Raw genomic sequence first — 23,563 nt, forward strand, 5'->3', positions numbered from 1 at the left:
CTATGACATACTTTGACGCACGATGAAGACCGTCCACGTCTGTTTCGTCTGGCACATGCACCAGCCCTATTACACCGACCCCGTCGGCGGATCGGCGAGCATGCCGTGGGTGCGCCTCCATGCGACCAAAGCCTACTATGACATGGCCTCTCTGCTCGAGACATTTCCCTCGGTCCGCGCGACGTTCAATTTCACGCCGTCGCTGCTGCGCCAATTGGAGGAAATCGGTTCGGGCGCCGTCCGCGATCTGTTTCTCGAACACGCGCGCCGGCCGGCGGCGGAGCTCACGGACGAAGAGAAAGCCTTCTTGATCCGCCATTTCTTCGCCGCGAACTGGGCCACGATGGTGCGTCCCTATCCCCGCTACCATGAGTTGCTGGTGAAACGGGGCCTCGACGTGAACGGCCGGGATCTGGAACGCCTCGCGCGCCGATTTTCCGCGCAGGAGCTGCTCGATCTGCAAGTGTGGCACAACTTGGCCTGGTTCGGATACGGGACCGTGCGTCGCTATCCCCGCCTGGCCGCTCTCCGGCACAAGAATCGCGGGTTCACGGAAGAGGAGAAGCAGGAGGTGTTGGCGCTCCAACAAGCGGCCGTCCGTGACATTGTGCCGCTGTACCGCCGGCTGCTGGAACGGGGGCAGGTCGAGCTCACGACCACGCCGTTCTTCCATCCCATCATGCCCCTGGTGATCGACACCGACATCAACCGGCGCGCCAGACCCGATCTGCCCCTCCCCGCTCGCTTCCGCGCGCCGGACGACGCCGCGGCCCAACTGGCGCGCGCGGTGGACGCGCATCGCCGCACGTTCGGTCGTGCGCCGGCCGGTCTGTGGCCGTCGGAAGGATCCGTCTGTCCGGAGGTCATTCCGTTGGCGCATCGAGCCGGCTTGCGCTGGCTCGCCACGGACGAAGGGGTGCTGGCCCGCTCGCTGGAACAATCCGGCCGCGCCTGGCACCGCCCGCAGGCGCTCTATCGGCCCTATCGGGTCGGCGAAGCAGGAGGAGAGCTCACCATCGTGTTCCGCGATCGGGAATTGTCGGACGCCTTCGGATTCGTCTACCACAAGACCGATCCGGATTCGGCGGCGGACGACGTCCTTCGGCGCCTGCGCACCATCATTCACGATGTCCCGCAAGAACGGCTCCTCATCGCGGTCATCCTGGACGGCGAGAACCCCTGGGAGCATTATCACGACGGCGGCGAACGGTTTCTCTCGCTGCTCTACGGCGCGTTCGCGAACCAGGCGCTGGATCGGGAGGGACGCATCCGGGTCCAGGCGTCGACGATGTCCGACGCGCTGGCCGCCGGGCCGCCGGCGGAACACCTGCCCATGCTGCACTCCGGCTCCTGGATCAATCAGGACTTCAAAATCTGGATCGGTCATCACGAGGACAACCGGGCGTGGGATCTACTGGGTCACACGCGCACGAGGCTCGTCGATCTCGCGCCGAGTCTGCCGGCCGACCGAGCCGAAGCCGCGTGGGACGAGCTCTATGCCGCCGAAGGCAGCGACTGGTTCTGGTGGTACGGCGACGATTTCGACACGGATTTCAAGCACGAGTTCGATCGGCTGTTCCGCACCCATCTTCGCAACGTCTGGCTCCATCTGGGCCTGACGCCGCCGGCCGACCTCCACCAACCGATCTCGGTGACCAGGCATCTCGAAGGAGATCGGATCATTCAGCCGCTCCGCCTCCTCGACCCGGCCCTCGACGGGGTGGTCACCGATTTTTTCGAGTGGCGCGGGGCCGGTTCGATCGACACCCAGCCCCCGCTGGGGGCCATGTGGAGAGCGGACCGGCTGTTCACCGCCATCCGCTTCGGGTGGAATCGCGAGCAGTTGTTCCTGCGGCTCGATCCCGGCGACGGCATGCAGGCGAGGACCGGCGGCGTGGTGGTGGCGATCACGCTGCAGACGGCGGAGCGGACCTTCCGGCTGACCTTTTCTCCCGCCCCCTCCGACCCCGCTCGGTTCATGTTGTCCGAGGCCATCGGAGCCGAAGTCTGGCGCGACATCGGTCCGTACCATTCGATGAGCCGCAAAAAGATTTTCGAGCTCGCCGTCCCCTGGAAAGATCTTGAGGCCGACCCCGGTCGGCAGATACGCCTGTCCATCGTCGTGTCGGAACACGGACTGGAGATCGCCCGCTATCCTCATCACCAGCCGGCCGTCCTCACCGTACCGGGCCCGGAATTCGAAGCAGGGCTGTGGAGAGTGTGAAATCATTCGGTGATCGAGTGAGTTGGTGATTTCGTGATGTCACGGCGCATCAACGCGTCACCCCATCGCAATTCACACAATCATGCGTGAGGGACCATGCCCGATTTAAGACGCGACCCCATCGTCGGCCGCTGGGTCATCATTTCGACGGAGCGGAACGGCCGCCCGCACGAGTTCGTGCACTTGCAGCCGGCCCGTCCCATTTCCACCGCCCTGTGTCCCTTCTGTCCCGGCCAGGAACGACTCACGCCGAAGGAGATCATGGCCTATCGCCCGCAGCCCGCCGAACCGAACGCCCCGAATTGGACCATCCGCGTCGTGCCGAACAAATTTCCGGCGCTGCACGTGGAGGGCGACATGGGCCGTGAAGGAGTCGGCCTCTACGACCGCATGAACGGCGTGGGGGCCCATGAAGTGATCATCGAGACGCCGGGCCATACGGAAGGCCTGGCCGACATGCCGGCGAAGAAGATCGAGGACGTGCTGTGGGCCTATCGGGATCGGATCATCGATCTCAAGAAGGACCTCCGCCTCCGCTACATTCTCATTTTCAAGAATCACGGCGCCGCGGCGGGGGCCACGCTGGAGCACAGCCATTCGCAGCTGATCGCGCTGCCGATCGTGCCCACCAGCGTGATCAACGAAATCGAAGGCTGCCGGGCGCACTATGAGCAGAAAGAGCGCTGCATGTATTGCGACATTCTGCGGCAGGACCTCTCCGACGGCGGCCGCATCGTGGCGGAGAATCCGGAGTTCGTCTGCGTCACGCCATTCGCCCCGCGGTTTCCCTTCGAGATGTGGATCCTGCCGAAGCGGCACGCCGGCTATTTCGAGGAAAGCCAGAAGACGCAATTCGAATTCCTCGCGCCGATTCTCTCGGACTGTCTCCGCCGGATGGACAAAGTCCTGGCCCGCCCCGCCTACAACTTCATCCTGCACAGCTCGCCGCTGCACGAGCGGACCGGCGATTTTTATCATTGGCATCTTGAGATCATCCCCAAGCTCACGCAGGTCGCCGGCTTCGAATGGGGCACGGGCTTCTATATCAATCCGGTGTCCCCCGAGGAGTCGGCCAAGTATTTGAGGGACGCGGAGCTGTAGGTCGGCTAAGAGGTAGTACGGGCACGAGACAGGAAGTCATCGCTGTCCTCCTGGTCTCGTTTTCAGCGATCTCGCTACGCGGCGTAATTGGGATCTTTACGCCAAACGTCACGTTCACCTACTCATATATCCGAAACACGGCAAGACGTACGCTACCTTCCTTCATCGTGGTGACTAGGCGCGCCTTAAACGCTCGGCTTTTGTTCTTGTTCACGAGCCTCCAACCCTTACCTGTGCTCATTCTTTCGCCTCTTTTGGCGTCCTTCGGAAGAGTGATCCTCATTCTTAGCCCTTTCCTAAAATTAGGACGACTGGTTTCCAGTACATCCCAAGATGCAAGATGATCTTTATGAATTTGTGCGACATCCCCAGACGCTACCCGAGCTGCCAACTCCTGGTATGCCGGTATATTGGCCGCCTAATGTTCCATCTGTACTAATCGTTGCATGGAAGTTTGAAAGCACGATGTTTCCCTGGATGATTTGTCCATCAAGGGTATCGTTGTTGGTCACTGTTCCTGTTAAACTGAGCTGCATTTGATCATCGTATGAAAATGCCAATCCTGTGAGTGATGAAGATCCGATTGCCATAACAAATGGACCCACATCACCCATTGAGGTTCTATCCCGCAATGCAGTATCGAAGCCTACCCCGCGGTAGATCGCTCCCTGAGTGCCGACCGGCAAGGAAAGCCTCATTTTCGTGCCTGTAAAAGCTCCTCCACCCGGTGGATTCTGCCAGTTTCCAGAAGTGCCGCCTGTAGATACCACGCCACTGAAGTTGGCTCCCGTTGAGGCAACTCCAAAGGACACTGTACTGGCCGCGTTTAACGTTAGAACTCCGTTAAGGAAAAAGTTTGCTTGATTGCTGTTGCTAAATCCCCTTCCGATGAGTTCACCGATACCGGGGGCCACGCCAACTCCAAAAGATCCTGTATCACTTCCAGAAAACGTACCGGAATAGAATCCACCTAATGCACAACGAAGACCAGTCGTAAAGGTTGCCTGCGCAGCGGCAGCGGATACAAGCGTTGTGGAGATTCCCGCTGCCTGGAGGCTCGCACCTACCGAACCCGGAATGCCAGGACCGCCGATGTTGAACAGCGACGGGTCTTGATCCCATGATAATGTTGTTCCGGGGGGCAACGTCTGTAAAGCCAAGGCTGCCTGAGTCAGATTGAGTGATGCAGGATCAGAGTTGCTTTTCACAGTCTGAAGAAACCGCAATCGATTTGTCACTCCATTGTCGGTAATTTGTGGGGTCGGATTGGATTGGGAGACTGCCAGGTTTAATGGAGAGACAAATGCATTCGCCCCGGATATGACAAAGGTTCCTAGAACAAGGTTTCCTAACCGAAAGGTAGTCGGCTGACCAACCGTATATTGGAAACCACCAGCGGCGTCCGTCGTGCTTTGGATACTCCCAGATGAAACCGTTAGGCCTTGAACAGGAGCATCAACGAATATACCTGTTGAAGTTGCCACCACTGTTCCGCTGTTACCTGCTCCCTCACCTCCTCCACTACAGGCCAATAAACAGGTAGAGATAAAGATGATGCCTATTACCACCCTCGGTTTAAAGCAAACATCGGTTTGCATGATCCGCCATCCCTCCCTAGAGTTTGCGGCAGCATGCCTAGAGGCTTGTATCGGTGACAATAGCTCTTAAGTATGGTACCGCTCTTGAATTGCGTGCATTTCAGACAATCTTTTGGACCGGGTTGTGTTTTATGTTGAGGAATACACGGAGTAAAGGTATTCGAGGAGAACTAGCGGTTCAGTAATGATGAAATGCCTTGAACTCTTTGCCATCTCCCAAAGCATAAGCCTGATTACATCAAATCGATGAATACGGGGCTGTAGTGCCCATTCGCTTTCGCATCGAAGATCCCACCCTGAGCGGGACGCTACGCATGATCGAGCAGATGGCGCGCCGCGCCGGCGGACGCACCTGGGTCGTCGGAGGGTCGGTGCGCGACTTGGCGCTCGGCCGCCAGCCGCACGATTTGGACCTTGAGATTTTCGGCATCCCGCCCGGCCGGCTGCATGCTTTGCTTACAGATCACTTCACCGTCGAATTCGTCGGAAAGGCCTTCGGCATCTTCAAGCTGCACAGCTTGCCCATCGACATCTCCATCCCCGTCCGATTCCCGGCGGATAGTCCCACCGTGCCGAGCCTTCTCCGCGAGGCCGCCCCGGAGATGACGATCGACGACGCCTTGGCTAGGCGGGACTTCACCATGAACGCGATGGCGTGGGATCCCGACACGCTCGAGCTGCGCGATCCGTTCGACGGGCGCGGCGATCTGGACGCACGCGTGCTCCGCCACGTCTCCGATCGATTCGCGGAAGATCCGGTGCGCGTGCTCCGCGGCATGCAGCTGGCCGCCCGGTTTGAATTGACCGCCGCGCCCGCCACCATCGCCTTTTGCCGGCCGCTCACCCAGGAAGGGCAGCCGGCTGAGCGCCTCTGGGAAGAATGGAAAAAGCTGCTGCTCCAGGGCGTGACGCCCTCGCTCGGCTTGCGCTTCTTGCGCGACTGCGGCTGGCTCCGGTTCTATCCCGAGCTGGCGGCGCTGGAGGGCTGCGAACAGGACCCGGCCTGGCATCCCGAAGGCGACGTGTGGATCCACACCCTGCACTGTCTCGATTGGTATGCCACCGAACGCACGGGGAACCGGGAAGACGATCTCATCGTCGGCCTCGGCGTCCTATGCCATGACTTCGGCAAACCGGCCACGACCAGACATGAATTCGGACGGATCACCTCGCGCGGCCACGAGCCGGCGGGCGAAGCGCCGACCAGACGTTTTCTTGAGCGGCTGACGAATCAGGAAGACCTGATCGCGCAGGTGATCCCGTTGGTGCTCTGCCATCTCCGCCCGCGGGCGCTCTACGACGCCCGGGCCTCGGACAGCGCCGTGCGCCGGCTGGCGCGGCAAGTCGGGCGTATCGACCGCCTCGTCCGCGTCGCCCGCGCCGACCATGCGGGACGCCCGCCGAAACCCTTCGACGGCTTCCCGGCCGGCACATGGTTGCTGGAACGGGCTCGCCGGTTGGACATCGACCGACGGGCCCCCGCTCCGCTCGTGATGGGACGCCATCTCCTCGAACTCGGCGTTCCGCCGGGCCCCGAGATGGGCCGGCTGCTCGACGACTGTTACGAAGCCCAGCTGGACGGATTATTCACGAGCCTGGACGAAGGGCTCGCGTATGCGCGGCACAAAATCCCTTCTTCGGCACCGTAATCTGCTTCTTCCGCTCTTTACTTGCGACTCTGTACTTTTTCCTTTTTACTTTTTCCAAACCGCGGGCATATCATCTCACCATGCAGATACAACTCAGTCATCCATCCAGAACCGTGGAAGTGAAGGGCCCCAAGAAGGCCAAAGATCTCCTGCGCGAATTGAACCTGGTCGTTGAAGCTCACCTTGTCATCCGTGGGGACGAATTGGTCACGGAAGACGAGGTGCTCTACGATAGGGACCGCATCGAAATCCGGCCGGTGATTTCCGGAGGATAGTCCTCCTGCGAGCGCCTTTCGCCATCGACAGGCCTCGTCCGGTCTCGGTCGGCGATGGGCCGCTCGAGAAGGATGCCCTAGGGCCGGTACCGCCCACCTTCTCTCCGTGGTAGCATGAATCCATTCCCGTAGCGTCAGCGCATGTTTAGACCAGTCCCCACACCCGGCCGGTTCCGCTGGATGCCACTCCCGCTGATGGCCTTCGTCGTTTTCGTCTTGGCTTTGGTCGTATCCGTCGTCCTGCTGTTCAATCTGGAGCAAGAGCGACTGCTCCTGCAGGATTTCTCAAAAGGCCGGCCGGTTCCCACCGAGCTGTTTGCCGCACTGTGGCAATCACGCCGCGACCTGATGCTCGTTATGCTGATCATCTTTTTGATGAGCGCCGTCGTCGTGGGCGCGGTCATCGCGTTCATGCATTACGACAGCGCTCGCCGCACGTTGGAGGAAGTCAAAGGCCTCGCGCGCCATATCTTGCGGAGCATTCCGACCGGCATCCTGACTCTGAACCCTGGCGGAATCATCACCGCCGTCAATCCCACGGCCGAGGCCGTGCTGAAGCGCTCTTCGACGGACCTGCTGGGCCACTCCTATGAATCGGTTTTCCCGCCGGGCGACATGATCCGAGACGTCTTGGACCAAGCGCTCAAAGCCCGCCGGCACGTCAGCCAACAGGATTTGGCGTATCGCGCCCATGACCACACTCTTCGCACCATTCGCGTCACGACCACCGAATTGACCGGCGATGACGGCCAACCGGCGGGCGTCATCTTACAGGGGCATGACGTCACCGAGTGGCTGGCACTGGAACACCGGGTCCGCATCGCGGAGAAACTGACGGCCTTGCACACGCTCTCCGCCGGCGTCGCCCATGAACTGCGCAATCCCTTGAGCGCGATCGATTTGAACCTGCACCTCCTGGAAGATGACCTGAACGGCGCCGCTCACTCACGAGAGCGGGCCGCGTATTATCTCCAAATCATGAATGCCGAATGCCGCCGCATGTCGGCCATCCTCGATAATTTTATGAAGTTCGCCGGTCCCGGATCCCTTGGCCTGCACGAGGTGGATGTGCCATCCGTGATCGGCTCCCTCGTCACGCTCATGCGGTTTGAGGCGGAAGACCGCCGCATCCGCCTGGAACATAGAGTGGAAGAGGGATTGCCGCCGGTGCTCGGAGACGAGACGCAAATCAGCCAGGTCTTGGTCAATGTGGTCGTCAATGCCTTTCAAGCCATGCCGGAGGGCGGCCTGTGCCGACTGACGGCGTGCAGCCGGCAAGCCGGTGACCGCCGCTGGGTGGACATTGCCATATCCGACACGGGAAGCGGCATCCAGAAGGACGCGCTCCCCCGGCTCTTCGAGCCGTTTTACACCACCAGGCCGGGAGGAACCGGCTTGGGCCTCGCCATTGCGTATCGGATCATGCAGGATCATGGCGGGACGATTCAGGTGTCCAGCGAACCGGGGCAGGGCACGACCGTCCTGCTGCAATTCCCCGCAGTCACCACCCGCCTTCATGCCGCGGTCCCCTCATGAGCGATCGTGCCCGCATCCTCGTCGTGGACGATGAGATCAACATCCGAGGGGCGCTGGTCACCCTGCTGGAGAAACAGGGATACGAGGCACGCGGCGTCGGCACCGGAGAGGAGGCGATCGAGGCGCTCGCGCAGGGCTCCGCAGACCTTGTGCTGACCGATCTCAAGATGCCCGGGATCGGCGGGCTCGCCTTCATCCATCGGTTGAAAGCCTCCTGGCCCGACACCGAAGTCATCGTCATGACCGCCTATGGCTCCATCGACACGGCCGTCGAAGCCATGCGTGCAGGCGCGTACGATTACTTGACCAAGCCGATCGATCGGGAACGTTTCCCCCTCGTCATCGGGAAGGCTCTGGAGCGCCGCGCGTTAGCCGGCGAAAACAAGCAGCTCCGTGACCGCCTGGAGACGCGAATCCGTTTCGACCACATGGTAGGCGACAGCGAACCGATGCAGCGGGTCTACAGCCTGGTCGAAATGGTCGCGGACAGCGGCGTCACGGTCTTGCTCACCGGAGAAAGCGGCACCGGGAAAGAGCTCGTCGCCCGCGCCACCCATCACAAAAGCGCCAGAGCCGATGGACCGTTTATCACGGTCAATTGCGGGGCTCTGCCGGAGAATCTCTTTGAAAGCGAGTTGTTTGGGTACGAGAAGGGCGCGTTCACGGGCGCGATGGCGACCAAGGTGGGGCGATTCGAGCTCGCCGACGGCGGTACGCTCTTGCTCGACGAAGTCGGAGAACTGTCGCTCAAATCGCAAGTGGATTTTTTGCGCGTGCTGGAGACGAAAGAGTTCCGCCGGCTGGGCGGAACGAAGCTCATCAAGGTGGATACCCGCATTATTGCCGCCACCAATCGCAATCTGGAGGACGCCGTCAAACAAGGCACCTTCCGCGAAGATCTCTACTATCGGCTCAACGTCGTGCCGATCCGTCTGCCGCCCCTGCGGGAACGGGGCGACGATATCCCGCTCCTGGCAGAGCGTTTTCTGCAAGAATTTACCGAGCAGCATCATCGCCCGCTCAAAGATATCTCCCCGGAGGCCATGCGGTTGTTGCGACTGTATGCCTGGCCCGGCAACATCCGCCAACTCCGCAATCTCATGGAGCGGCTGGTCATCACCGTGAAGGAGTCCTCCATCCAACCGGTCCATCTTCCTGAAGAGATCCAAGCGAGCCAGGAGGACAGGCGCACGATGGTCGTAACTCTTGGAACATCGCTCAAAGACATCGAGCGGGAAACGATTCGGCGTACGTTGGCCGAAGTCACCGGCCATCGTGAAAAGGCCGCCAAGCTCCTCGGCATCAGCCTGCGCGCCCTTCAGTATAAGATCAAAGAGTACGGCATCAGGGAATAGCGACGTCCGAGACGTTCGGACGGTCGCTGTTCCTTCTGTCTGCAATTATTGCGGGTCCGGTCCGGTGTAACCTCCGCACGTCCTCCTGCCTCTGGCAAGCCCTGCAGGATTTGCACGCTCGGCGGCGCTCGGGGTTTGTGAAACACGCAAGTCTTGCATGACAGATTGGGAAGCTCGGCCTCAGCCCCTGTCCCGAATCCAAGGCCGATGCTCAAAAGTCCTCGACTTCCCTCATGTGTTACCTAAAGAGTCCCTGTGTCTGTGCATGGCATCGTCCCTGCACATGGTCGACTCCCATCGAACAGATGAATCCCCGTCATCGTAGTACAAATCCAATCGGATGGCTTGAGACAGCCCTGTATGTGGCCGCACTGTTGCTGGGTGTGGGCAGCATCGTGGGGGCCTGGGCGTTCAGTATCCTCATCGGACTGATTCTCTTCGCCATAGTCTGGGGCATCATTCGCGATGTCCTCGCGCTGAGCCGATTACGCACTCATCACCACCGATCGGCCTGTGTATCGCCGACGGACCGGGCGGGGCTGAGCCCTCCGGACATCGACCCGACGAGCACCTGACGGCGAGCCGTCCCATGTCACAGAAGCGGATGGATGATCTGGCTGACTTGCAAAACCGCCTGGCGATCTGCCCCTCCGACATCCACACACGATGCGCCCTCGCGTCGCTGCTGGAAGAGCTGGGACAGCATGAGGACGCCTTGTTCCACTGGAAAACGGTGATAGCCGGCGACCCCAACAATCTGAAAGCGAGAGAAGGCGTGACGCGTTGCCGACAGCGCACCGCCCGACCGCGTCAGTCTTGACCATGACCACCATTTCGCCGACTGAAATACGCTGACTACCGATCATCCGACCGCATGCTGAACTTATTCTGGTTCCTTTTGGGCAGTTATGCGGTCGGAATGCTGCTCCCGCTGTGTCTTACTCGAAAACCCCATGCGCAAGGCCTTTCCGCCGGCCTCTGTTCCATCGCCGCGACCGGCGCCGGCATCGCTCTGGGCCTGCTCGGCCTCACCGTGACAGCGCCGCTGACCGCGTCCGTCACCTCCACGATTCCGCTGCTCACGTTTGCGATTCGCCTTGATCCGCTGGCGGCGTTCTTCCTGCTGACCATCTCGCTCGCGGGCCTCGCCGCGTCGATTTATGCCCTCGGCTATGTCCGGCACTTTCAGGGACGCGTGTCGGTCGCGGCGCTGGGATCGCTCCTCAATGCGTTCCTCTGCGCGATGACACTGGTGGTCCTAGCCGACAACGGACTGTTCTTTCTGATCGCCTGGGAACTGATGTCGCTGGCGTCGTACTTCCTGGTTGTGACCGAGCACGAACAGGCGGATGTGCGGTACGCGGGCTTATTCTATTTGATCATGACCCATGTCGGCACGGCCTTCATCGTGCTGGCGTGGCTCTTCTTTTTCCAACAGGCCGGGTCGTTTTCGTTCGACCTCTTCCGCCATCCCGAACAACCGATGCCGGAACACCTGCGCACCTGGGCCTTCCTGGCCGCGCTGGTCGGCTTCGGCACCAAGGCCGGCATCGTCCCCTTGCACGTCTGGCTGCCCTATGCCCATCCGGCCGCGCCGTCGCATGTCTCGGCGTTGATGTCCGGCGTGATGATCAAGACCGCGATCTACGGGCTACTGCGCGTGATGTTCGACTTTCTCGGGGGGCAGTTTCCCTCGTGGTGGGGATTCACGATCCTGGTCATCGGGTCCCTCTCCGCCTTGTTAGGCGTGATGTACGCGCTGATGGAACACGATCTCAAACGCCTGCTGGCCTATCACAGCGTCGAGAACATCGGCATCATTCTGCTCGGCATCGGCGCCGGGATGATCTTTCACACTTATGGATTGGAAGAGCTGGCCGCGTTGGGGCTGGTAGCGGGCCTTTATCACACGATCAACCATGCGATGTTCAAAGCGCTGCTCTTTTTGGGGGCCGGGTCGCTGCTGTACGCGACCCACACGCGCAACATGGAAGAATACGGCGGTCTGCTGCGTCGCATGCCGTGGACCGGCGCCTGTTTCCTGATCGGAGCCGTCTCCATCGCGGCGCTGCCCCCCACGAATGGCTTCGTGAGCGAATGGCTGGTGTTCCAAAGCCTCTTCTTGAGCTTCCAGATTCCTTCTTTATTGATGAAGCTCATGCTGCCGCTGGCCGCCGCCCTGTTGGCCCTTACCGGTGTCTTGGCCCTGGCCTGTTTCGCGAAGGCGTTCGGCATCTCCTTCCTGGCGCTGCCGCGCAGTGGCCATGCCCGCCGTGCCGAGGAAGTGCCCTGGGCTATGAGAATCGGCATGGGCTTCCTGGCCGCAGTCTGTATCTTCTTGGGCCTCGCGCCGATGGTCGTCGTCCCCTTGATCGATCCGGTCACGATGCCGATGACGGGCGTCACGATCGCGGGGAAGATGCTGGCGCTCGACGGCTGGACCCTGGCGCCGGTCAGCGTGGAGTTTTCGAGCTTGTCTTCACCGGTGCTCGCCCTGGTCCTCGCCGGAACCGCCGGCCTCGCGTTCGGTCTCGTCGGCCTCTTCGGTGGATTTGCCGCGACGCGCCGTTCCAAGACCTGGGGATGCGGCATCCGGCTCTCGCCCCGCATGCAATACACGGCCACGGGGTTCGTGCAGCCGATCAAACGAGTCTTCAGCACGATCTATCAACCGACCGTGAAGCTCGAAACGGAGTTCCTGCAAGAGTCCAGATATTTTGCCAAGCGTCGGCATTTTGCCTTTCACCTCGAGCCGGTGTTCGAGAAGTGTTTGTATCGGCCGGTGGTGGGATTGGTCTCCGGCCTGGCGGACCGGCTGCGCGTCATTCAGGCAGGAAGCCTCCATCTGTACCTGACCTACATGTTCGTGACGCTGGTCGTCCTCCTGCTTCTGGTGATCTAACGGTGGAGCGCGTGCAGATCCCTCACGCCATCATCCTCACGGTCGTCCAGGCCCTCGTGCTCCTGGCCGTTTCGCCTTTGATCGCGGGCCTCATCAGAAAAGTGAAAGCCCGTCTCCAGTGCCGGCGCGGGGCGAGCCTCCTGCAGCCTTACGCCGATCTCGCCAAGCTGTTCAAAAAGCAGCCGGTCGTCTCCACCACGACGTCGTGGATCTTCACGGCGACTCCCTACATGGTCTTTGGTTCGACGTTGACCGCCGGGTTGCTCGTACCGGTGTTCGCCTCGCAGGTTCCGCTCAACTTCGCCGGCAACATCATCGCGCTCGTCTATCTATTGGCGATCGGCACCTTCTTTCTGATTCTTGCCGGCCTCGACGCGGGCTCGGCCTTCGGGGGCATGGGCAGCAGCCGGGAAGCCATCATCGCCTCGTTGACCGAGCCGGCCGCGATCATGGCTATTTTTGCCATTGCGCTGACGGCCGGCTCGACGAACCTCAGCACGATCGTCCACAAGACGGCCTTGTTGGACGGTATTGTGACCGATCCCTCACCGCATCTGATGGCCTTCGCCGCGCTCTTTATCGTGACGCTCGCGGAGACGGGCCGCGTTCCGGTGGACAATCCGGCCACGCATCTCGAGCTCACGATGATCCATGAAGCGATGGTGCTGGAATATTCGGGCCGCCACCTGGCGCTCATCGAATGGGCGTCCGGCATCAAGCTGCTGGTGTTCCTCACGCTCTTGGCGAACATCTTTGCCCCCTGGGGCATCGCGACAAACCTCACGCCGATGGCGCTGGCGATCGGCTTCGGAGTCTATCTGATCAAGATCGCCGGACTCGCTGCGCTGATCGGCGCGATCGAATGCATGTTTGCCAAGCTGCGCCTCTTCCGGGTGACCGACCTGCTCGGAGTGGCGTTCATCTTGGCGCTGCTCGGCCTATTGTTCTTCTACATCCTGCGAGGGTGAGCATGTCCTGGCTGACGCCGCATATCGGCTCTCAAATGGTGGATGTTGGTTCAGCCATGCTGCTGCTCACCTGCTTTGCCGTCGTCGCGCAACGCCGTCTCTCCGCCTGTGTCGATCTCTTCGCTCTCCAGTCGCTGTTTTTGGCGATGACCGCGGCCTTCGTCGCCTTCCTGACCGGGACGCCGCACATTTATTTGGCGGCGGCGCTCACGGTGGTGGTCAAGGTCATCGTGATTCCCTTTGTCCTGCGGCGAGTGATCGAGCGGCTCAACGTAACTCGCGAACTGGTCATGAACGTCAACGTCCCGGCGAGCCTGCTGATCTGTGGCGCGCTGGTCATGGTCGCCTTTTTCATCACCCAGCCGATCATTCCTTTTGGACATCTCTTGACGCGCGATTCGCTCGCGATCGCGCTGGCGATCGTGCTGATCGGCTTCTTCACGATGATCGCCCGGCAAAAGGCCGTCACCCAGCTGATTGCCTTCCTGGTGATGGAGAACGGCCTGTTTTTAGGCGCCACTGCCGCCACCTACGGCATGCCCTTGATCGTCGAGCTGGGCGTGTTCTTTGACGTTTTGGTCGCAGCGCTGATCGCCGGCATCTATACGAATCGGCTGCAGGACGCCTTCGACAGCGTCGATACCAGCCGATTGAGTGAGTTGAAGGAATGAGCGACCATACCACTCTGTACGCGGTCAGCGTGCTCCTCCTGGCGCCACTCGTAGCCGGTGGGCTGAGCCTGCTGCTCACGTCGTCACGCTGGCTCCACTTCGTGAACCTCGCCAGCATGGGCGCGCTGGTCTCGGCGGAAGTCGTGATCGGCCGCACGGTCCTCACCACGGGCGCAATCACGGCGCTGGGCGAGCTAGTCTATATCGATGCGCTGTCCTCGGTGATTCTGTTCATCATCGGGACGGTCGGCCTCGCCTGCTCCCTGTACATGCGGTCCTATCTGGACGAGCAAGTGGCCCGCGGCGTGATCGCGCCGAGCCGGCTCAATCTCTTCTTTTTCCTGTTTCACATGTTTTTGTTGGCGATGGTCGTGGCCACCATCGCCAACAGCCTCGGCGTGCAGTGGGTGGCGATCGAGGCCGCGACCCTCGCGACGACCTTTCTGATCGCCTTCTGGCGCCGCCGAGAATCGCTGGAGGCCGGGTGGAAATATTTGATTCTCTGCTCGGTCGGGATCTCGCTGGCGCTCTTCGGCGTGGTGCTGATGTACTATTCTTCCTTGCGCGTCTTGGGCGACGTCAGCTCCGCGCTCAATGTCACGCAACTGCAGCAGGTGGCCGCGCAGCTGGACGCGCATATCCTCAAACTCGCCTTCGTGTTTCTGTTTGTCGGCTACGGGACGAAAGTGGGGCTGGTGCCCATGCACAGCTGGCTGCCGGATGCCTATACCGAAGCGCCCGCTCCGGTCGCCGCGATGCTCGCGGGCGTGCTGGAAACCGTCGCCGTCTATGCGATCGTGCGGAGCCGCGGCATCGTCGATCAGGCCGTGGCCCCCGAGTTCACCGGCAGCCTGTTGGTCCTGTTCGGACTCTTGTCCTTCGCCATCGCCGCCTTCTTTCTCCTGCTGCAACACAACTACAAGCGGCTCTTGGCCTATTCCAGCATCGAACATATGGGGCTCACCATGGTCGGCTTCGGCGTCGGAGGGGCGGTCGGGACCTTCGGCGGGCTCTTCCATCTGATCAACCATGCCTTCGCCAAATCGTTGGCCTTCTTCGCCGCCGGCAATATTCATCGGCGCTATCGCTCCGTCGAGATCCATCAGGTGCAGGGTCTCGTGACCGTCCTGCCTGGCTCTGCGTTGGCGCTGATCGTCGCAGGATTGGCCTTGGCCGCCTTGCCGCCATTCGCGCTCTTTGCCAGCGAGATGCAGATCATGACCGCGCTCGGCACGGCCGGGCTCCCCGGAGAATGGGGCCAATCGGGGTCGCGGGGACCGGTCATTCTCTTGCTGCTCTGCAGCCTCGTGGCCTTCGCCGGCTTTTTGTATCGGATCACCGGGATGGTCTGGGGCGCGGCGCCGCATCAGATCGTACGAGGGGAGCGCTGGTCCGCCGGCCACCTTGCGCTGATCCTGTTAAGCGTCGTGCTCATGGGCTTCTGCTGGGTGCTGCCCCTGCCTTTGAGCCATCTGCTGGAAGCGGCCTCCGTCATGTTGACTTCGGTCGCGCCATGAGGACGTGATGCCGGACCGTCAATCCTTGCTGGAAGAATTGCTGGCGGCGTTTCCGGCGTTGAAGCCGGAGCCGTTCGACCGGGCCGGCTTTATGCAGCTTCGCGCCGATCATGCGCTGCTTCCGCCGGTCGCGCGCTACCTTCATGACAAGCTGCATGGCCGGCTCGCGCTCCTGTGGGCCGTGGATCTGCGTCCGGCGGCGGAACGGTACGAGGTCCATTATCTGTTTGCGCTGGAAGCCGGCCGGCCCTGGGTGCTGCTGACGCTGGAAATCGCGGGCCCCGACCGGCTGTTTCCCTCCGTTACTCCCTCGGTCCACTCGGCGCAATGGTATGAGCGTGAAATCCGGGACATGTTCGGGTTGATCCCGCAGGGCCATCCGGACCTCCGCCGCCTGGTTCGCCACGAGCACTGGCCCAAGGGCACGCATCCGCTCAAAAAAGATTTTGCCTGGAATCAGGTCTTGGGACGGCAGCAGGGGGAGTACCGCTTCCGCCACATTGAAGGGGAAGGCGTCTTCGAGGTGCCGGTCGGACCGATCCATGCCGGCATCATCGAACCGGGCCATTTCCGCTTCTCGGTTGCGGGCGAACCCATCATGCAACTGGAACTGCGGCACTTCTGGAAACATCGCGGCGTCGAAAAGCTCTTCGAGCAGCGTCGGTTGATAGACGGCCTGCCGCTGGCCGAACGGGTCTCCGGCGATACCACTGTCGGGCACGGCCTCGCCTATTGCCAGGCGGTGGAGGCGCTCCTGCACATCGAAGCGCCGCGGCGCGCCCGCTATCTCCGTTCGCTGTTGCTCGAACTGGAACGGCTCCACAATCACCTGGGCGACGTGGGCGCGATTTGCAACGACACGGCCTACGCCCTGGCCCATGCGCACTGCAGCCGCATGAAGGAACGGCTCCTGCAGCTGAACGAACGGTTGACCGGCTCGCGGTTTTTGCGCGGCGTCCTCTGCGTCGGCGGCATCACCCGTGACGTCACGCTCGCGTCGCTGGCAGAGACGGTGGAAGAGCTGAATCGGATCGAAGCAGACTTTTCTGAATTGGAAGCGATCATTTTCGCCAATGCTTCCCTCACAGATCGCTTGGAAACCACCGGCGTCCTGACAGAACGCATAGGTTGGGACCATGGCGTAATCGGCGTCATGGGGCGGGCCTCCGGCCTCGATCAAGATGTGCGGCGCGACCGCCCCTTTGCCGCCTATGACGAAGTTCCCGTCAAGGTACCGCTGTACCGCTACGGCGACGTCCGTGCCCGCCTGCGCGTGCGCATGGACGAGATCCACGAATCCTTCCGGCTGATCAGAGAGCTCCACCGCAAGATGCCGGTCGGCCCGCTCAGCACTTCTGTCAGCGGATCGCCTCCTCAAGGGGAATGGGCGATCTCGGCGGTCGAAGGCTGGCGCGGAGAAATCCTGTATTTCCTCATGGCGGGAGAGAATGGCGTGATTCACCGGTGCAAGGTCCGTGATCCCTCGTTCGTGAATTGGCCCGCCATCCAATGGGCTGTGATCGGGAACATCGTCCCGGATTTTCCGCTCATCAATAAGAGCTTCAATTTGTCCTATGCGGGGAACGATCTGTGAAAAACGCTGTCAGCAGAAATTCCTGAGCTGATGGCCGATAGCCGATAGTTAAGTTGGAGGACCCATGTTCCGCATTCTCAAGAAGAGCCTCAAGACCGGGGTCGTGACGGGGCAGCATCCGGCCGGCGAGCCGCAGGCCGAGGACATCAAGCCCGAGACGCGCGACAAAGCGAAGCTCTTCAAGAAGTCGCTCACGATCCGCGAAGTGGATACAGGGTCGTGCAACGCCTGCGAGATGGAGATGAACGCCTTGACGAATCCGATCTACGACGTGGAGCGGTTCGGCATTCACATCGCGGCGTCGCCGAGACACGCCGATGCCTTGGTCGTGACCGGCCCCGTCACGGTCAACATGGAGCGCGCCTTGAAGGATGTCTACAAACAGACGCCAGATCCCAAACTCGTGATCGCACTCGGCGACTGCGCCATCAACTGCGGCGTCTTCAAAGGCAGCTACGCCGTGACCGGTCCGGTCGACCGCCACATTCAGGTGGACCTGCACATTGCCGGCTGCCCACCCCGCCCGTCTGACATCCTGCACGTATTAAAAGCCCTTCAGGAGCGCGAGCAGTAGCCCCCTGTCGGCGGAGACCTGTTTGCAATCAACGCGGGTCCAGCCGTATCATCGACAAGGGATCCATCAGCCATCCTGCAAGTCGCCCTTTTCATGAACTGTACGAAGTGCAAAACCAAAGCGGTGATGAAGCTGCCTCGGCATAATGCCGCCTTCTGCAAGGCTTGCTTCAATGGATTCGTCCATGACCAGGTGGGAAAGGCCATCAAGTCGCAGAAGATGTTCAGCAAGGACGAGCGCATCCTCGTCGCGGTGTCGGGCGGCAAGGACAGTCTGGCGCTGTGGGATATTCTCCTGAAGCTGGGCTACAAGGCCGACGCCTTGTACGTCGACTTGGGGATCGGCAGCTACTCGGAACAATCGCACGCCAAGGTCATCCGGTTTGCCGAGACGGTCGCGGCTGCGCATGGCGCGACGCTGCATGTGCACACAGTCGAGCAGGAGGAGGGCGCGGGGATCAGGGAACTCGCCATGCTGGTGCATCGCCCCACCTGTTCGACATGCGGAACCATCAAACGGTATCAATTCAATCGCGCCGCGATCGAGCACCACTATGATGTCATGGCGACCGGGCACAATCTGGATGACGAAGCCGCGCGCCTGCTGGGCAACGTATTGCACTGGCAAGAGGAATATTTGGACAAACAAGCGCCAAGCCTGCCGGCGTCGGTGGACGGATTCGCGAAGAAGGTGAAGCCGCTTTATCGCCTCACCGAGCGCGAGCTGGCCGCCTATGCCGTGCTGAACAAGATCGACTATATCGTCGAGGAATGTCCGATGGCGAAGGGCGCCAGGACGTTGCTCTACAAGGAAGTGCTGAACCGGCTGGAAACGGAATCGCCCGGCACCAAGCAGACGTTTTATTGGGGGTTCCTGGAAAAGCAGCAGCGACGTGAATCGCCCTCGCCCACGATGGCCGAACGGGATCAATCCGCGTTGCGGCCCTGCGCGACCTGCGGCCAGCCCACGACCGCCGAGGTCTGTTCCTACTGCAAACTGATGGCCCGCGCGAAAACATCCTCGCTCTCGTGACCCGCCCGCTCGTTTTGCAGATCAGTCTCCCTACCCTTGCAAAGATTTCGGACTCTCCGTAAGCTGGGTCGAGGATTGTTGATCTTTCAGGAAGCGGCTTTATCTACTGCATCATGGCAACCACGTCTCGTGATTATTACCAAGTGCTCGGCGTGCCGCGGAGCGCATCGGCGGAGGACATCAAGAAGGCCTATCGTCGTTTGGCCCGCCAGTACCATCCCGACCTGCACACCGGCGGCAAGAAGGTCGAGATGGAGAAAAAGTTCAAGGAGCTGAACGAAGCCCACGAAGTCCTCTCCGATCCCGACAAACGAAAGAAATACGACCAGTACGGCGCCGACTGGGAGCAGGCGGAGGCCTACGAGCGGGCACGCCAACAGGCCGGGGCCGGGGCGGGCGGCTTCGGCGGAGCGGATATGCGGGGAGGATTTGCCGGTGGCGGAGACTTCTCGGACATTTTTGAGAACCTCTTCGGTGGGCGGACGCGAGCCGGCGCCACGCGCGGCTTCGCGGTCCAGGGAGAAGATCTGGAAACCGAGGCCGACTTGACCTTGCGCGAAGTCCTGACCGGCGTGACCAAGCGGGTAACGCTTCGTGAACCGGAGTCCTGTCCCACTTGCCAGGGCGGCGGACGTCTGAAAGGACGGCCGTGCCCCACCTGCCTGGGATCCGGCTCGGTCATGGAATCGAAAACCATCGAAGTACGCATCCCGGCCGGCGTCCAGGACGGCACGCGCGTGCGGGTGGCCGGCAAAGGCCAGCCCGGCATGAATGGCGGCCGGCGGGGGGATCTGTACCTGCATGTCCACATTCTTCCGGATCCCGTCTTCCGCCAACAGGGCAGCGACCTGCATGTCACCTTGCCGGTCTGGCCCTGGGAAGCCGCACTCGGAGCAGAAGTGATGGCGCCCACGTTGGGCGAACCGGTGCGGGTGAAGATTCCCCCCGGCAGCAAAGCCGATGGCAAGCTGCGGCTGAAAGGTAAAGGTCTGCCGACCGCCGCCGGGGGCCACGGCGACCTCTTCTTGCATCTGCATATCGTCATGCCCTCCTCTCTCTCCGATGAAGAACGCAAGCACTATGAGCAGTTGAAGCGTCTTCGTCATGATGACCCCCGCGTCGATCTCCTGGCAGCGGCCCAGCGGGGATAAGCGCATGACCCTGACCGAGTATGCGCTGTTCGCCTTCAGCTCCCTCTTCGTCATCGTCGACCCCATCGCCACCGTCCCGGCTTTCGTCGCCATGACGGCGCGCTACTCCATCGGCCAGCGTTTGCGCATGGCGCGGGTCGCCTGTCTGGTGATGGTCGGCGTCCTGACGGGTTTCGCGCTGATTGGCCAGACGCTGTTCAATCTGCTCGGCATCACCCTGCCGGCCATTCAAGTCGCGGGCGCGCTGGTGCTCCTGTTGGTCGCGCTGGACATGCTGCGGGCGCAACGGTCCGCCGTGCAGGAGACGGCGGAGGAAACCGCGGCCGGGACGCACAAGGATGACATCGCCATCACGCCGCTCGCGATTCCGATGCTGGCCGGCCCGGCGGCCATTTCCACCGTGATCTTACTGGACGCCCAGGCGAAAAGTTGGACGGAACGCGGCGTGCTGCTGGCTTGCCTTGCCGCGGTCGGTCTGGCAAGCTACGTCACGCTGGCGCTGGGCGCCACCGGCGCCAAATGGCTGAACCCGATCGCGGAGAAGATCATCACCCGCCTGATGGGACTCCTGCTGGCCGCGCTGGCGATCCAGTTCCTGTTCAACGGCCTGAAAGGCGAAGGCGGGTTGTTTGTGCGATAATCATCGGCGATTCGATCTTAACCACTGAAGGAGGAATTCATGCTTCACCGGACTACCAGCATCCTGACAGTCGGCTTGGCCTCGACTCTGACGCTCGCGCTCGGGCTGGCCGGCGCACAGGCCAATGAATATGGCTACGGCTCCAGCGGGCATGGGAGCGGCGGCCATAGCGCCATGGGCGGCCACGGCATGGGGATGATGCACAGCAGCACCGGACACTTGATCCGGCACCTGCTGAAGCACGAAAAAGACATCGGACTGAGCGCCGAGCAAGTCGCGAAATTGAAGGAGATGCAGCTCAATTTGGATAAGACGCGGATCAAGACGGAAGCCGACATCCAGGTGGCTGAGCGCGAGCTGAAAGCCCTCACCGACGACGAAAAGTCTGACCTTGGCGCCATCGAAGCCAAACTGAAGCAAAGTGAAGATCTGCAAGTCAGCTTGCGCATGGCCTCGATCAAGGCCCGCCGCGAAGTCCTCGGCCTGTTGACGCCGGAACAGCGCGCCAAGGAGAAGGCCGAACACGAGAAGATGATGCAGCAACATAAGGACATGGGGAAAGGCAAAGGCCATGGCACGAGCTCGCACGGCGCGAATCCCCATGGGACCAACCCGCATAAGGGCTCGGGCAGCGCGGCGCCTTCCTCTCCGGGAGGCATGTCCGTTCAGTAACGGGATCTTACAACCAGGAGGGGCCTCATGAAATCGGTCATTGTTATCCTCACGCTCGCAGTCGGAACAGTGTTGGCTCTGGGCACGCCGGCCTGGAGTGACAAGAAGAAAGACAAGGAAGGCGACATTGCGCAGATGGCGAAAGACGCCACCGTGACGATCGAGCAGGCGATCAAAACCGCCGTCGAGAAAGTGCCCGGGACGGTGGTGGAAGCCGAATTGGAAAAGAAGCATGACAAGACGGTCTGGGAAGTGGAAGTGCTGGGAACGGACGGTGCGGTGACGGAAGTGCATATCGATGCCGCGACGGGCGCCGTGATCGATACTGAGGCAAAGGCCAAGAAGGGCGAGCACAAGAAGGACGGCAAGAAAGGAAAGTAGGGGCATGTCGAAGGAGTTGAAGCTGAAGAGTCACGACTTGTTGGTGGGACCGGGACGGGCGCCGGCCCGCGCCATGCTGAAGGCGGTCGGGTTCACGGATGAAGACTTGGCGAAACCCATCGTCGGTGTCGCCAACACGTGGATCGAAGTCATGCCGTGCAACTTCCATCTGCGCCGGTTGTCCGAGCGGGTGAAGGCCGGCATCAGGGCGGCCGGGGGCACGCCGATCGAGTACAACACCATCGCCGTGTCCGACGGCATCTCGATGGGCACAGAGGGCATGAAAGCCTCGCTCATCAGCCGGGAAGTCATCGCCGATTCGATCGAGCTGGTCGCGCGGGGCCATTTGTTCGATGCCGTGGTGGCTCTGTCCGGCTGCGACAAGACGATTCCCGGGACTGTCATGGCGTTGGCGCGGCTCAATCTGCCGTCGCTCATGCTCTACGGCGGATCGATCATGCCGGGGACGTTTCAAGGCCATGACGTGACAATTCAGGATGTCTTCGAAGCGGTCGGCAAACATGCCTCGGGCAAGATGACGAATGAGGAGCTGAAGGACCTCGAAGACCACGCCTGTCCCGGTCCGGGAGCCTGCGGCGGACAATTCACCGCGAACACGATGGCGATCGCCTTCGAGTTTCTCGGGATGTCACCGATGGGACGCAACGGCGTACCGGCGATGGACGTCCACAAAGACGACGTGGCCTTTGAGTGCGGCAAGATGGTCATGGAGCTGCTCAAGAACGATCTGCGGCCCAAGCAGATCATCACCCGCAAATCCATCGAGAATGCCATCGCGGCGGTTGCCACAACCGGCGGCTCCACCAATGCCGTGCTCCATCTACTCGCCATCGCTCGCGAAGCCGGCGTGAAATTGACCATCGACGACTTCGACAAGATCAATCGCAAAGTGCCGCTGCTCGCCGATCTCAAACCGGGCGGCCGGTTCACCGCGGCGGATTTATTCCAAGCCGGCGGGACCACGCTGGTGGCGAAACGCCTTCTCGACGCCGGCCTGTTGCATGCCAATCTACCGACCGTCACCGGCCGCACGATCGGAGAAGAAGCACGGGACGCCAAGGAGAGGGACGGGCAACAAGTCCTGCGGCCCCTGTCCAATCCCATCAAGCCGACCGGCGGGTTGGTGATCCTCAAAGGAAACTTGGCGCCCGACGGCTGCGTCGTCAAAGTCGCCGGCCATTCGATGATGAAGTTCGAAGGGCCGGCCAAGGTGTACGACCGGGAAGAAGATGCGTTTGTCGCGGTGAAGGCCGGACAGATCAAAGCCGGCGATGTCGTGGTGATCCGGTATGAGGGTCCGTCAGGGGGGCCCGGCATGCGAGAGATGCTCGGAGTCACGGCGGCCATCGTGGGGGCAGGACTCGGCGATTCGGTCGCCCTGCTGACCGATGGCCGGTTTTCCGGCGCCACGCATGGTTTGATGGCGGGGCACGTGGCCCCGGAAGCCGTGAGAGGCGGACCCATCGCGGCCGTGAAGAACGGCGACCGCATTACATTCGATATCGCCAAACGCCGGCTGGATGTGGCCTTGTCGCAGAAGGAGATCGCAGCGAGGCTGAAAAAAGTGAAACAGCCCGTACCTCGCTATCGATCCGGCGTGATGGCGAAATATGCGCGCCATGTTTCGTCGGCCTCGGAGGGCGCCGTGACGAGCTGACCGATCCCCGGTTTCAACCAAGACAAAGGGGCAAGGCCGAATCCG

At 61.4% G+C, this 23,563-nt stretch carries 21 protein-coding genes; 20 read left to right on the forward strand and 1 reads right to left on the reverse strand.

Annotated elements, in window-relative coordinates; genetic code table 11:
* The first annotated feature begins 22 nt into the window (after positions 1-22).
* Together NITMOv2_RS17200 and galT are read left to right on the forward strand one after the other, a co-directional pair.
* Positions 23-2,224, forward strand: coding sequence for a glycoside hydrolase family 57 protein (locus NITMOv2_RS17200; RefSeq protein WP_053381035.1), 2,202 nt, complete (start codon positions 23-25; stop codon positions 2,222-2,224).
* A 96-nt stretch (positions 2,225-2,320) separates the two neighbouring features.
* On the forward strand, positions 2,321-3,325 hold the full coding sequence (galT, locus tag NITMOv2_RS17205) for a galactose-1-phosphate uridylyltransferase (RefSeq protein WP_053381036.1): 1,005 nt from the start codon (positions 2,321-2,323) through the stop codon (positions 3,323-3,325).
* Between the two features lie 347 nt (positions 3,326-3,672).
* On the opposite strand, the gene NITMOv2_RS23610 is transcribed toward galT, so the two are convergent.
* Entirely contained in the window at positions 3,673-4,923 is a 1,251-nt protein-coding gene (locus NITMOv2_RS23610; RefSeq protein WP_145976401.1) for a hypothetical protein, read from the reverse strand.
* A gap of 263 nt (positions 4,924-5,186) precedes the next feature.
* Here NITMOv2_RS23610 and NITMOv2_RS17210 point away from each other — a divergent pair, with 263 nt between their 5' ends.
* From NITMOv2_RS17210 to ilvD, 18 genes are all read left to right on the forward strand, one after another.
* A complete protein-coding gene (locus NITMOv2_RS17210) occupies positions 5,187-6,572 on the forward strand; it encodes a CCA tRNA nucleotidyltransferase (RefSeq protein WP_202967256.1) in 1,386 nt (461 codons plus the stop codon).
* A gap of 80 nt (positions 6,573-6,652) precedes the next feature.
* A complete protein-coding gene (locus NITMOv2_RS17215; RefSeq protein WP_053381037.1) occupies positions 6,653-6,847 on the forward strand; it encodes a MoaD/ThiS family protein in 195 nt (64 codons plus the stop codon).
* A 195-nt stretch (positions 6,848-7,042) separates the two neighbouring features.
* A complete protein-coding gene (locus NITMOv2_RS17220; protein WP_053381038.1) occupies positions 7,043-8,383 on the forward strand; it encodes a two-component system sensor histidine kinase NtrB in 1,341 nt (446 codons plus the stop codon).
* Positions 8,380-9,738: a sigma-54-dependent transcriptional regulator gene (locus tag NITMOv2_RS17225; RefSeq protein WP_053381039.1), complete on the forward strand. Its 1,359-nt coding sequence runs from the start codon at positions 8,380-8,382 to the stop codon at positions 9,736-9,738. The genes NITMOv2_RS17220 and NITMOv2_RS17225 overlap by 4 nt, the downstream gene beginning before the upstream one ends.
* Positions 9,739-10,100: 362 nt before the next feature.
* Entirely contained in the window at positions 10,101-10,313 is a 213-nt protein-coding gene (locus NITMOv2_RS17230) for a hypothetical protein (RefSeq protein ID WP_053381040.1), read from the forward strand.
* A 14-nt stretch (positions 10,314-10,327) separates the two neighbouring features.
* Positions 10,328-10,558 carry a hypothetical protein gene (locus NITMOv2_RS17235; RefSeq protein ID WP_053381041.1) on the forward strand — a complete coding sequence of 77 codons (231 nt, stop codon included), beginning with the start codon at positions 10,328-10,330 and terminating at the stop codon, positions 10,556-10,558.
* 54 nt (positions 10,559-10,612) lie between these two features.
* Positions 10,613-12,640 carry a hydrogenase 4 subunit B gene (gene hyfB, locus NITMOv2_RS17240; protein WP_053381042.1) on the forward strand — a complete coding sequence of 676 codons (2,028 nt, stop codon included), beginning with the start codon at positions 10,613-10,615 and terminating at the stop codon, positions 12,638-12,640.
* An 11-nt stretch (positions 12,641-12,651) separates the two neighbouring features.
* The gene (locus NITMOv2_RS17245) at positions 12,652-13,608 is read left to right on the forward strand and encodes a respiratory chain complex I subunit 1 family protein (RefSeq protein ID WP_083448390.1); all 957 of its coding nucleotides are present in this window, start codon (positions 12,652-12,654) and stop codon (positions 13,606-13,608) included.
* Between the two features lie 2 nt (positions 13,609-13,610).
* The gene (locus NITMOv2_RS17250; RefSeq protein WP_053381043.1) at positions 13,611-14,279 is read left to right on the forward strand and encodes a hydrogenase; all 669 of its coding nucleotides are present in this window, start codon (positions 13,611-13,613) and stop codon (positions 14,277-14,279) included.
* Complete coding sequence (locus tag NITMOv2_RS17255) at positions 14,276-15,796, forward strand: proton-conducting transporter transmembrane domain-containing protein (RefSeq protein WP_053381044.1); 1,521 nt, start codon at positions 14,276-14,278, stop codon at positions 15,794-15,796. The genes NITMOv2_RS17250 and NITMOv2_RS17255 overlap by 4 nt, the downstream gene beginning before the upstream one ends.
* Before the next feature lie 7 nt (positions 15,797-15,803).
* Complete coding sequence (locus NITMOv2_RS17260; protein WP_053381045.1) at positions 15,804-17,390, forward strand: hydrogenase large subunit; 1,587 nt, start codon at positions 15,804-15,806, stop codon at positions 17,388-17,390.
* A 64-nt stretch (positions 17,391-17,454) separates the two neighbouring features.
* Positions 17,455-17,964: an NADH-quinone oxidoreductase subunit B family protein gene (locus tag NITMOv2_RS17265; RefSeq protein WP_053381046.1), complete on the forward strand. Its 510-nt coding sequence runs from the start codon at positions 17,455-17,457 to the stop codon at positions 17,962-17,964.
* A gap of 93 nt (positions 17,965-18,057) precedes the next feature.
* Entirely contained in the window at positions 18,058-18,996 is a 939-nt protein-coding gene (locus NITMOv2_RS17270) for a PP-loop family protein (protein ID WP_053381047.1), read from the forward strand.
* A gap of 113 nt (positions 18,997-19,109) precedes the next feature.
* A complete protein-coding gene (locus tag NITMOv2_RS17275) occupies positions 19,110-20,147 on the forward strand; it encodes a DnaJ C-terminal domain-containing protein (RefSeq protein ID WP_053381048.1) in 1,038 nt (345 codons plus the stop codon).
* A 4-nt stretch (positions 20,148-20,151) separates the two neighbouring features.
* Positions 20,152-20,787 (forward strand): MarC family protein, encoded by a 636-nt coding sequence (locus NITMOv2_RS17280; RefSeq protein ID WP_053382142.1) that lies wholly within the window; start codon positions 20,152-20,154, stop codon positions 20,785-20,787.
* A 39-nt stretch (positions 20,788-20,826) separates the two neighbouring features.
* Entirely contained in the window at positions 20,827-21,459 is a 633-nt protein-coding gene (locus NITMOv2_RS17285) for a Spy/CpxP family protein refolding chaperone (protein WP_053381049.1), read from the forward strand.
* 27 nt (positions 21,460-21,486) lie between these two features.
* On the forward strand, positions 21,487-21,840 hold the full coding sequence (locus tag NITMOv2_RS17290; protein ID WP_053381050.1) for a PepSY domain-containing protein: 354 nt from the start codon (positions 21,487-21,489) through the stop codon (positions 21,838-21,840).
* Positions 21,841-21,844: 4 nt separating this feature from the next.
* Positions 21,845-23,518, forward strand: coding sequence for a dihydroxy-acid dehydratase (gene ilvD, locus NITMOv2_RS17295; RefSeq protein ID WP_053381051.1), 1,674 nt, complete (start codon positions 21,845-21,847; stop codon positions 23,516-23,518).
* Positions 23,519-23,563 lie beyond the last annotated feature (45 nt).

The sequence above is a fragment of the Nitrospira moscoviensis genome, from assembly GCF_001273775.1.
GTDB lineage: Bacteria > Nitrospirota > Nitrospiria > Nitrospirales > Nitrospiraceae > Nitrospira_D > Nitrospira_D moscoviensis.